This window comes from Streptomyces sp. NPDC002845 (assembly GCF_053591955.1).
In genome coordinates this window covers 1-10,206 of sequence record NZ_JBSFUU010000151.1, presented here as the reverse complement: position 1 = coordinate 10,206, position 10,206 = coordinate 1, and the positions used below count along the sequence as shown (strand labels likewise).

General features: G+C 70.2%; 9 protein-coding genes and 1 pseudogene. 7 read left to right on the top strand and 3 right to left on the bottom strand.

The genetic code is table 11. From position 1 onward, the window contains the following. The first annotated feature begins 183 nt into the window (after nucleotides 1–183). Entirely contained in the window at nucleotides 184–1,443 is a 1,260-nt protein-coding gene (locus tag ACWD3C_RS46850; protein ID WP_451154656.1) for a cytochrome P450 family protein, read from the top strand. Nucleotides 1,444–1,638: 195 nt separating this feature from the next. Here ACWD3C_RS46850 and ACWD3C_RS46845 read toward each other — a convergent pair whose 3' ends face one another. Next, on the bottom strand, nucleotides 1,639–3,084 hold the full coding sequence (locus ACWD3C_RS46845) for an FAD-binding oxidoreductase (RefSeq protein ID WP_451154654.1): 1,446 nt from the start codon (nucleotides 3,082–3,084) through the stop codon (nucleotides 1,639–1,641). 136 nt (nucleotides 3,085–3,220) lie between these two features. Between ACWD3C_RS46845 and ACWD3C_RS46840 the strand changes: the two genes are divergently transcribed. The 3 genes from ACWD3C_RS46840 to ACWD3C_RS46830 all read left to right on the top strand — a co-directional run bounded on the left by ACWD3C_RS46840 (nucleotide 3,221) and on the right by ACWD3C_RS46830 (nucleotide 5,919). Further along, entirely contained in the window at nucleotides 3,221–3,673 is a 453-nt protein-coding gene (locus tag ACWD3C_RS46840) for a MarR family winged helix-turn-helix transcriptional regulator (RefSeq protein WP_451154652.1), read from the top strand. 133 nt (nucleotides 3,674–3,806) lie between these two features. Further along, nucleotides 3,807–4,907: a type III polyketide synthase gene (locus tag ACWD3C_RS46835; protein ID WP_451154658.1), complete on the top strand. Its 1,101-nt coding sequence runs from the start codon at nucleotides 3,807–3,809 to the stop codon at nucleotides 4,905–4,907. Between the two features lie 13 nt (nucleotides 4,908–4,920). Beyond that, entirely contained in the window at nucleotides 4,921–5,919 is a 999-nt protein-coding gene (locus tag ACWD3C_RS46830) for a class I SAM-dependent methyltransferase (protein WP_451154650.1), read from the top strand. 428 nt (nucleotides 5,920–6,347) lie between these two features. Here ACWD3C_RS46830 and ACWD3C_RS46825 read toward each other — a convergent pair whose 3' ends face one another. Continuing rightward, nucleotides 6,348–6,722: a hypothetical protein gene (locus ACWD3C_RS46825; protein ID WP_451154648.1), complete on the bottom strand. Its 375-nt coding sequence runs from the start codon at nucleotides 6,720–6,722 to the stop codon at nucleotides 6,348–6,350. Further along, the gene (locus ACWD3C_RS46820; RefSeq protein WP_451154647.1) at nucleotides 6,719–7,039 is read right to left on the bottom strand and encodes a hypothetical protein; all 321 of its coding nucleotides are present in this window, start codon (nucleotides 7,037–7,039) and stop codon (nucleotides 6,719–6,721) included. Before ACWD3C_RS46820 ends, ACWD3C_RS46825 begins: the two co-directional genes overlap by 4 nt. A 502-nt stretch (nucleotides 7,040–7,541) precedes the next feature. Between ACWD3C_RS46820 and ACWD3C_RS46815 the strand changes: the two genes are divergently transcribed. From ACWD3C_RS46815 to ACWD3C_RS46805, 3 genes and pseudogenes are all read left to right on the top strand, one after another. Next, nucleotides 7,542–7,967, top strand: a complete 426-nt coding sequence (locus ACWD3C_RS46815) for a hypothetical protein (RefSeq protein ID WP_451154646.1) — start codon at nucleotides 7,542–7,544, stop codon at nucleotides 7,965–7,967. Then, nucleotides 7,964–9,547 (top strand): multicopper oxidase family protein, encoded by a 1,584-nt coding sequence (locus ACWD3C_RS46810; RefSeq protein ID WP_451154645.1) that lies wholly within the window; start codon nucleotides 7,964–7,966, stop codon nucleotides 9,545–9,547. The genes ACWD3C_RS46815 and ACWD3C_RS46810 overlap by 4 nt, the downstream gene beginning before the upstream one ends. 118 nt (nucleotides 9,548–9,665) lie before the next feature. Then, nucleotides 9,666–10,159, top strand: a pseudogene (locus ACWD3C_RS46805) (MBL fold metallo-hydrolase); the annotation flags it as partial. Nucleotides 10,160–10,206: the final 47 nt, after the last annotated feature.

The window sequence follows — 10,206 nt, the reverse complement described above, 5'->3', positions numbered from 1 at the left end:
GTCTGTTCGCAGCCGGGCCCAGTTCGCCCGACCCACCCACGCATGGTCTGTTTCACACCGCTTCGCGCAGATCATTTCGCTGAGAAAACGTCAGTGGTTAGTCATTCCCAAGTGAACTCTGGTGGCATTTTCGTTCCGAGCTCAAGTCAGTCCGACGTCACGTCAGCCAGGAGGAATGTCACCATGACCGACACGACGCTCAGTCAGACCTCTCTCCCGCTCTTTCCCATCGACCCGTTGGGCACCGACCGCCATGGTGAGGCAGCCCTGATGCGCGACCTCGGCCCGGTCGTCCGCGCCGTGCTTCCTGGCGGCGTCCGCATGTGGGTGGTCACCGACTACGCGCTGCTCGCCGAACTCACCGCCGACCCCAGGGTGGGGCGGGACTGGCGCAACTGGGAGGCCCTGCGCCGTGGCGAGATCCCCGATGACTGGCCGCTGCTCGGCATGATCCGGCTGAACAATCTGATGGCCCGTGACGGCGCGGAGCACCGGCGGCTGCGCCGCCCGCTGACCCGCGCCTTCACCCGGACCCGGGTCGAGCGCATGGGACCGCGCATCGACCAGATCGTGGCCACGATGCTGGACGACCTGCCCCGCCAGGCCGCGCCGGACGGCACGGTCGATCTGCGGCGGCACTACGCCTACCCGTTCCCCATGCAGGTGATATGCGAACTCATAGGCGTGCCCGAAGCGTGGTGGTCACGGTTCCGCGCGCTCATCGACACCGTCATACGCGCCGACACGACCGCCGAGCAGTTCCTCGCCGCGCGGCAGGAGCGGCACGGACTGTTCCAGCGCCTCTTCGCCATGCGACGCGCCGAGCCGGCGGACGACCTGACCAGCGCGCTGATCGCCGCCGTCAACGACGAGGCCGATGACGCGTTCACCGACGAAGAACTCGAGGACACGCTGTGGACGCTCATCGGCGCCGGTCACGAAACCTCGATCAGCCTGATCGTCAACGCCACGCGCGCCCTGCTGACCCACCCGGACCAGTTGGCGATGGTCCGCGACGGCGACACCGCCCTCTGGAGCCAGGTCATCGAGGAGACCCTGCGCTGGGACTCCCCGGTGGGAAACTTCCCGGCCCGGTTCCCGACCGAGGACATCACGGTGGCCGGCGTCACCATCCCCAAGGGGGACGCCATCCTCGCTCCCTGGAGCGGCGTCAACCGTGATGCGCGACAGTACGGCGAGAGTGCCGACCAGTTCGACATCACGCGGCCGGTCAAGCGGCACATGGCGTTCGGCAGTGGGCCGCACGTCTGCATCGGACCTGCCCTGGCCCGGTTCGAGGCGATGGCCGCGCTGCCCCCGCTGTTCGCCCGCTACCCCGAACTCCGGCTCGCCGTCGATCCCGCCGAACTGACCGCGGTCCCCTCGATCTTCTCCAACTCCGTCACCGGCCTGCCCGTACACCTCGGCCCGGAGAAGCGCTGAAGCCCTTCCCCGGGCGGGACGTGCCCCAGGAGGGCACTGAAGATCTTGGCCGGGCTCCCGACGCCTGGCACGCACTCCCCCAGAGGGGCACCCCCAGCCGCGTTGCCGAAACGCCCTGGTAGCTCCGCTACGAGGGCATCCCGGCGCCTTGCAGCTGCACGCACCAGCCGCCGCTCGCTGATCCAGCCAAGATCTTCAGCGCCCTCCTGGGCTCGCCCGGCTCCCCCCGGGGGCGGCCGGCGGGATGTTGTGATTGAGCCGGAAGATGTTCTCCGGGTCGTAGGCGGCCTTGATCTCGGTGAGGCGCTGGTAGTCCTCGGGGTCGTACGCGGAGCGCACGTACTCGGTGTCCCGCTCGCCGTTCAGGAAGGTCAGGGCCCGGCCTCCGGTGCTCCAGGGTGCGATCGCCTCGAGAAGGCGCTCGTGCGCGGGCCGGATGGCGGTGATGTCGGCGCGTTCCAGCCGCGAAACCACGTTCAGCAAGTAGTGCGCGTCGCGGTTGCCGACCGCGTTCGCGACGTCGGCCGGGCGGGCGAGCCGGCCGCCGAGGTGACGCAGTTCGACGACGTGCGGCACCGGCGCGTGCGGTCCGACCAGGTCCAGGACGGCGCCGACCGTGTCGGCGTCGAGCTCGCCCAGCAGCGTGGTGGCCGATTCGAAGGTGCCCGGCACGGGCGGGTCGTTGTGGATCGTCCCGACCTCGGTGTAGGGCAGTTCACGGACGGTGTCGTTGAAGGGGTCGAGTGCCCGCAGCGGCGCCACCAGGTCCTTGCCGGCGCCGAGGTCGTCCGCCGAGTAGGCGATGCGGACGTGGACGACATGGCGACCGCGCAGCGGCGGCGGGAGCACCGGCGCGTCGGGGAAGGAGATCACCGCGGCCGAGGAGGTCATCTCATCGGGCATGCCGGCCGACCACTGCACATACGTGTCAAGGACCTCGCGGGCCGACGCGAAGTCGAAGAACAGGCCACCGCCGTAGAGAGTCGGGACCGGCATGAGGTCGATCTCGATTCCGGTGACCACACCGAAATTGTCCCGGCCGCCGCGGAGCGCCCAGAAGAGGTCCGGGTCCGACGTCGCCGTGACCTGCCGCAGCCGCCCGTCCGCCGTGACGACGTCGATGCTGCGCACGTGGTCGGCGGCGTATCCGTAACGCCGCGAAAGCAGTCCAAGGCCGCCGCCGAGGGTGTACGACACCACGCCGACCCCCGGGGCCGAGCCCGCCAGCGGTGCCAGCCCGGCCGGCGCCGCCTCGTGGATCACCTGATCCCAGCGCGTCCCGGCCGCCACCCACGCGGTGCCCGCTTCCGCGTTCACGCGGACGCCGGTCATCCGGGACGTGTTGATGAGGACTCCGCCCTCGGCGGCGACGGCCGCCAGCGCATGCCCGGTGCCCTGCACCGCCACCGCAAGCCCGTGGCGGCCGGCGAACTCCACCGCCTGCTGCACATCAGCGGGGCCGACCGCGCCCACCAGGATCGCGGGCCGATGCGAACGCGCGGTCTGGTTCCCGGCGCGCTCCGCGTCGTACTGCTCGTCCTTTGCAGTCAGCACCGGCCCCATCACCCGCTTGCCTAAGGCTTCGACGGCCTCGCCGCCGAAGCCGGCGGCCCTGCGGTTCTCCTCGCCCGAAGTGCTCATGACTCTTCCCTTCACAACCGGTGTCGCGCCGTGTCTCGCGGTCGAGTTGCCGATGCCGCTAGAGTTAGTCAAGCAACCGTACTACTTTTTAGTCAAGCCCCCTGACGACTTGGCTGTGTCAGAAAGGTGGCCCGAGATGACCACGCGACCGGGGAAGCCGGGCGAGCGCCAGGTGCCGCTGCCCACGCTGCTCGCGCAGGCCAAGGACCTCACCATCGAGCAGCTCCACCGGCGGCTGCACGAGGAGGGGTTCGAGGGGGTCCGGTTCCGGCACGGCTCCGTCTTCCGGTTCGTCGACCCGGAGGGCTCGCGGCTCACCGTGCTCGCCGAACGCTCCGGGTTCAGCAAGCAGGCCATCGCCGAAGTGGTCGACGAGCTCGAGCGGTTCGGCTACGTCGAACGGACCGCGGACCCGGGCGATGGCCGGGCCAAGCTCATCCGGCTGACCGAGCGGGGCCAGGCGGCCCAGCTCGCCGCCGCCCGGATCCTGGGGGACATGGAGCGGATGTGGGCCCGGCACTTCGGCCGGGACGGGATCGACATGCTGCGGCGGATGCTGGAGGAGATCATCGCGCGCCGGGACGAGTAGCGGCCGGCGCCGGCCCGTTCACAACCGACGCGGTGGAGCCCAAGCCCGCGCCAAGCCGATCGCAAGCGCGATGGGCAAGGGTATGGAGGTGTCGAACTCCGAGCCGACTCCTCAGAAGGTGGACTCCACGGATATGCCAACGCTATGCAAACCGTCGGTGGATGTGCCGGAATACGTCATCACCATGGAAGAAACCCTGAAGTTCGCCGAAGAGACCCACCACGGGAAGCCACAGCTGCCACTGGCGCTTCGGTTGATCAGGAACACGGGTGTGCAAAAACGGCACATCGTGCAGCCGATCGAGAAGACGCTCCGCCATCCCGGCCTCGAGGAGCGCAACCGGATATTCGAGGTCGAAGCCAAGAAGAGATGCCCGAAGGTCATCGAACAGGCCCTGGCAAACGCCCGGCTGACCGCCCGGGACATCGACGCGATCATCTTCGTGTCCTGCACCGGGTTCATGATGCCGTCGATGACGGCATGGCTGATCAACAACATGGGGTTCCGCACCGACACCCGGCAGATACCCATCGCCCAGCTGGGCTGTGCCGCCGGCGGCGCCGCGATCAACCGGGCCCACGACTTCTGCACCGCCTACCCGCGCAGCAACGTTCTGATCGTCTCCTGCGAACTGTGCTCGCTGTGCTACCAGCCCGACGACGACGGTATCGGCTCGCTGTTGTCCGACGGGCTGTTCGGCGACGCGGTGGCGGCCGCCGTGGTGCGCGGCAGCGGCGGCACCGGGATGTCGCTGGAACGCAATGCCTCCTACATCATCCCGGACACCGAGAGCTGGATCTCCTACGCCGTGCGGCCCACCGGCTTCCACTTCCAGCTGGACCGCCGGGTGCCCGGGACGATGCAGCCGCTCGCCCCGGTGCTGCGTGAACTCGCGATGAGCCACGGCTGGGACATCGGCGGCCTGGATCTCTACATCATCCACGCCGGCGGCCCGCGCATCCTCGCCGATCTGAGCACGTTCCTGGGCGTCGATCTCCACATGTTCCGGCACAGCTGGGCCACGCTCACGGAATACGGGAACATCGCCAGCGCGGTCGTACTCGACGCGCTGCGCAGGCTGTTCGAGGAAGACACGATGACCCCGGACGCCACCGGTGTGATCGCAGGTTTCGGCCCCGGCATCACCGCCGAAATGGCCGTCGGCAGCTGGCGCGCGGAGGCGCCGGCGATCACCGCGGACCTACGCCGGCAGGCCGTGCCGGCATCCCTGTGAGGAGAAGGACACGATGACGGGCAACCTGCCTTCCCCAGGCCGCATCCTGGAGATCGCCAGCGGCTACTGGGCCACCGGCCTCCTCGGTGTGGCGACACAGCACTCGCTGTTCACGCTCATCCACGGCGGGCTGGACACCGCCGGCCGGCTGGCCGCGAAAACCGGCATGGCCCAGCGCGGTGTGCAGAGCCTCCTCGACGGGCTCGTCGGCCTGGGGCTGCTCCAGACCCACGACGGCACCTACCGCAACACCCCGGAAGCCGAGCTGTACCTGGTCGAGGGCCAGCCCACCGACATCAGCGGCTTCGCGCAGCTCAAGCTGGCCGAGATGGACAAACTGGCGGGCCGGCTCGAGGTGTTCCGCGCCGGGGGCCCGCCGGCGGATGCGATGGTGGAGGTGGCCGACAACCCCCACTGGGAGAAGGTCGTCACCGCCATCGCGGGCCTGTCGGTCACCGCCGCACAGACCGCCGCCGACGTGCTGGGCCTGGCCGAGCGCGAAGACCTCTCGATCCTCGACGTGGGCGGCGGGTCGGGCATCTTCTCGTCCGTCTGGCTCCGGCTCAACCCCGCCGCCCGCGCGACCCAGCTCGACTGGGGACCCATCAACGCCATCGCCCGCCGGCTGCTCGCGCGGCACTGCCTGACCGACCGGTTCACGTGCCTGGACGGCGACTTCCACACCGCCCCACTCGACACCGCCGCCTACGACGTGGCCCTGTACTCCCACGTCGCCCACCAGGAAGGGCCCGAGGACAACGTGGCGGTCTTCGCCAAGCTCCGCGACGCCCTCAAACCCGGCGGCGCCCTCGTCGTCTGCGACTACGTCGTCGAGGACGACCGCAGCGGCCCCTCCTTCCCGCTCCTGTTCGCCTCGGAAATGCTCCTCAAGAGCAACAAAGGCGGAACATGGCGCCGCGCCGACTACACCGCCTGGCTGGCCGGAGCCGGCTTCGAGAAGGTGTCCTTCCACCCCACCGCCTCCCCCGCCACACTCGTCATCGCCCGCTAGCCGGCCCCCAAGGAGCCAAGCAGCTCGGCCACCGCGGCACCACAGCCCGGCCGCTGCCCACCCCGCCGCCACCGCCGTCCCCGATCGCCGCGAACCCGGCCACAACACCGCGGTTTCCCGCGCCTCGCGGCGCCGGTCGCCGACGCTTCCCGGCGGCGGTCCTTCGCCGCCGGCATCGCCGCCGGCGCCCGCGCCGCCACGCACTCCACGTGATGCGTCAGGGCACACATGACAGCAGGGACCGAGGCTCCGGGGCGCCCGGCCGGAGCGTGAGGACCGTCCGGCAGAGCTCGCGGGCGACGTGGCGTTCACGCCTGCGCACGACCGCCTTGGCACCGATACGCCGGGACACCCGCACCCGCGCCTGCATCGAACGGCGCGTCAGCGAAGGCACGACACGACGCCGAGCCATCGAGCGTCTTCCACCCTCAACTCGTGGCGGTGTGATGGAGGGTCAGGACGTCCTGAACGATCGCGGTGATGCGAGTGGTGCCGCAGCACCGCGTGCACGGCAGACGCCACCGCTCGGGCGTGGCCATCGCCCGTCCGACGACGCACCGGATCCTGGCGTGCGTCGTGCGCCGGCGCCGCCACCGCCGCAGGCGCCGTCCGCACAACGGCACCCGCACCGGGCAAGGAGCACCCTGACACCCCTTGCCCGCGTAAGCCTTGATGCCGGCCTCGGCGAGTGCGCCGAGGACGCCGTGGGTGCCGGCCGCGGTCAGAAGCGTAGGGGCGCCGGGCAGTGCCGGGCAGGCCCGCAGGAGTCCGCCGAAGGGGTCGGTGAGGACTGGGACGTTCATGCCGCGGTGCTTCTTCCTGCCCGCGCAGCACCGGCGTTTGCGGCGATTCCAAGGACCGGCACGACCGCGCCGCCCAGCACAACGAAGACCAGGCGAGCAGCGCCTCCGATCGCCTGCACCAACATCGCAGCGAGTGCGGCCGGCAGGCCGACGGCCCCGCCGATGCCACGGCACACGATGGCGGCCCCGATGCCGAAACCGGCGGCGAGGATCCCAGATGCGTGCCGGACAGACCGGCCGCCGAAGGGTGGACCCACCCGCAGCTCCCGTGCAAAGGCGCGGACCTCGGCCGTAACCCCCTCCACCAGAAGCTTCACCGCTACCCCGCACCGGCCTCAACCGCCGGCCCCGCCGGCCGGGCTGGAAAGACCTCCCTCTCCAACGGGGCCTGCGACGCCGCTCCTGAACGTCCCGGACACTGCACGGCAAGGGTTTCCGTATTCGGTGCCGGCGCAAATCGCCGGCGGCCGGAAACAGCGGGCCGAACCTCTGGCGAACGGGAAACACATCAGCCGCAATCCGCCGCCGGGAGCGGCGACGAGCCTTCTCAGCCAGAGGATTTCGTCACGGGTGAGCACCGTCATCGCATTACCTCCCCAAAAGGCGGCCGTGGCCACCGGGGCCATGAGACGTGTCCGGCACAGGGACGGACAGCGCACACCACATGGCCCGTACGAGAACGCGTGGCTCGATCTCGACCCACCCACTGGCCTTTTCGGCCTTTACCAATCCGGAGGACACTTGAGAATCGCTCAACTGCCTTGCGGAAATGCCAAGTTCGGGTTGCAGGCCGCCGGGCATCCGGGTTGGATCACCGGTATGTCTTTGCGCCCGTCTCTGCTGTCCTTGCGCATCACCGCCGCATTCCAGTCGATTCTGATGCTCGTCCAGGTCGCCTTGGCCGGAGGCTTTCTCGGCGGCCATTTCGACATGCTGGCGATGCACGGAACGCTCGGCCGTGTCATCGCCGTGGTCGCTCTCCTGATGGCCGTCGCCGCCTTCTTCGTACGCCGCTTCGGAGGGCCCAGATCGGTTCTCCCCGCATCGGTCGTCGTGCTCCTGGCGCTCGTGGCCGAGATAGCCCTCGGCCTCAGCCGCAGCGTCGCCTCCCACGTCCTGCTCGGCGTCATCCTCGTCTCCGCCGTCGCGGTGCTGTCCCAGCGCGTGATGACCACCCCGCTGCCCGCCAAGGCCCCGGCCGTCCCCGCCCCGGACGAGACCGTACAGCCGGAGCCGGCCAAGTGAGGCGGCGCGCGCTCCTGGGCGCCGGCGGGGCGGTGCTCGGCGCCGGCGCCCTGACCGCGGCCGGCTGGCCGGTGCTGAGCCACTACATGCGCGAGGGCCGCCCCGGCAAGGTGCTGACCAGCCAGGCCGAACTGCCGGCCGCCTTCCGCACGCCCCTGCCGATCCCCCGGGTGCTGGAACCGGTGTCGACGAGCGGCACCACGGACAGTTACGAAATCACCCAGCAGCACGCCGGGTTGGAGATCCTGCCCGGACTGCGCACCACGGCATGGACGTACGGCGGCACCTTCCCGGGGCCGACGATCGTCTCGCGCTCGGGACGCCGCACCGTGGTGCGCCACCGCAACGAACTCGACCGCCCCGCCGTGGTCCACCTGCACGGCGGCCACACCCCGGCGGCCAGCGACGGCTACCCGACCTCCCTGATCCTGCCCGCCGACGGCTCCTACGACGCACACCGTGTCCACCAGGACATGAGCGGCGGACCGCACGGCCCGGCCATGGGCCACGCCACGATGGACCTCACCGAGGGAACACGCACCTACACGTACCCCTTCGATCAGCGCGCCGCGACACTCTGGTACCACGACCACCGCATGAGCTACACGGGCGCGGCCGTCTGGATGGGGCTCGCCGGATTCCACCTCGTGCACGACGACGAGGAGGAGCGGCTGCCGCTGCCCCGCGGCGGCCGGGACATCCCGATCATGATCACAGACCGTTCGTTCGCCGCGGACGGATCGTTCCAATACCCCTGGCTGGACTCCGAGTTGCACACCCCGGGCGTCACGGACGCCTACATGAACGGCGTGCTCGGTGACGTCATCCTGGTCAACGGCGCCCCCTGGCCGGTGCACGCGACACAGCGGCTGCGCTACCGGCTGCGCTTCCTCAACGCCTCCAACGCCCGCCTGTACAAACTGCAGCTGGACCCGCAGCCCGAAGGCGGCGGCGCCTTCGTCCAGATCGGCAGCGACGGCGGACTGCTGGACGCGCCCCGCCGCCACGACGCGCTGGAGATCGCCCCGGCCGAACGCTTCGACGTCGTGGTCGACTTCTCCCGCTACCGGCCGGGCACCGAGGTACGCCTGCTCAACCGCTTCGGAGACGGCTCGACGGCCCAGGTCATGCGCTTCGACATCGGCTCCGGCTCCCCCCGCGACGACACCAGGGTGCCGCAGAAGCTGAGCGACGTGCCCCGGCTCGACCCGGGCCGAGCCGCAGTCACCCGCGACTTCCACTTCCGCGGCTCCACCGCGGGCTGGACCATCAACGGCAAGGAGTACGAGCCCGGACACGCACTGGCCCGCCCCAAACTCGGCCAGGTGGAGATCTGGCGGTTCACCACGAACTTCCACCACCCCGTCCATCTGCACCTGGACCACTTCCAGGTCCTATCGCGCAACAACCGCGCCGTCAAAACGTTCGACCACGGCTGGAAGGACACCGTGGACCTGCGCCCGGCCGAGGCCGTCGAGGTCGTCACCCGGTTCACCCACTACCCCGGCACCTTCATGATCCACTGCCACAACCTGGAACACGAGGACATGGCCATGATGGGCGACTTCATCACCGAGTAACCACCCCCCACCAGCAGACACCCCCCGACATCTCCGCGGCCACACGGCAACACACCCCCGACACGGCAGCCACCCTCCCCCGCGGCACAAGCACCCACCCAACGAGACCACCAGGGAGACCACGCCCAGTGGCGCGGGCCGACCGGGCGGCACCGCACGACCCCTTGAGGACTGGGAGTCCGTCGAGCCGGACCGTCCCGGCGGCGGCACGATCACCGTCACCGGCGTTCCGGCCCTGCACGGCCCCGGGACGCGCGAGGACCTCGAACCGGCAGTCGGCGAGGTCGTCGGCTTCGTCCTGAGCGGTGACGGCCTGCCCACCGTGTACGCCAGCGGTGACAACGCACAGCTCTCGCGGTCCGCGAGATCGCCGACCGCTTCGGACCGGTGGACACCGCTGTGCTGTTCGCCGGCGCGGTCCGCACCGATGTCCTGGACCGCCGGCTGCTCACCCTCGACAGCGCTCAGGCAGCCGAAGCCGCCCGCATCCCTGGCGCCCGCCGTATCGTGCCCGTCCACTTCGACAGCCGGGCCCACTTCACCGAGGGCCGCGAGCAGCTCGTGGACGCCTTCACCACCGCCGGCCTGATCGACCGCGTGGAACTGGCCTGACCCCGAACGTCCCGGCCGCTGCGGTGCGCCACGAGCGCACCGCAGCG